Annotated in this window: 1 pseudogene; it reads left to right on the top strand. The window is 37.6% G+C overall.

Annotation, left to right across the window (positions count from 1 at the left end):
- Nucleotides 1–126: 126 nt before the first annotated feature.
- Nucleotides 127–425, top strand: a pseudogene (locus tag J7R05_RS08355) (NADH-quinone oxidoreductase subunit D); the annotation flags it as partial.

Here is a 425-nt window from a genome sequence, read left to right as displayed (position 1 = left end):
CCCAAAATAATATTCGAGCGAATAAAACTAGAACTTAGAGTTTAAAATAATTAAATATTTTGCCTGTTATAAAAGGTTTTATTGATATTTAATATGAAGTTTTTTAGATAAAGCAAGGGGTTGAATGTGGCTGAAGTTAATGTTCGGAACTTTAATATCAATTTTGGACCGCAGCATCCTGCAGCGCATGGGGTTTTGCGCATGGTTCTCGAATTGGACGGTGAAGTTGTTGAGCGTGTGGATCCACATATTGGATTATTACATCGCGGTACCGAAAAATTAATGGAAACAAAAACGTATCTTCAAGCTGGCCCTTACTTAGACCGTCTGGATTATGTTGCTCCTATGAATCAGGAGCATGCTTTTGTGCTTGCTGTTGAAAAATTATTGGGTGTTGAGGTTCCCAAACGAGGTCAGTTAATACG

The sequence above is a fragment of the Bartonella capreoli genome, from assembly GCF_902813205.1.
GTDB lineage: Bacteria > Pseudomonadota > Alphaproteobacteria > Rhizobiales > Rhizobiaceae > Bartonella > Bartonella schoenbuchensis.
Note: the sequence above shows the minus strand (reverse complement) of the source record. Positions and strands in the feature narration are given on the sequence as shown.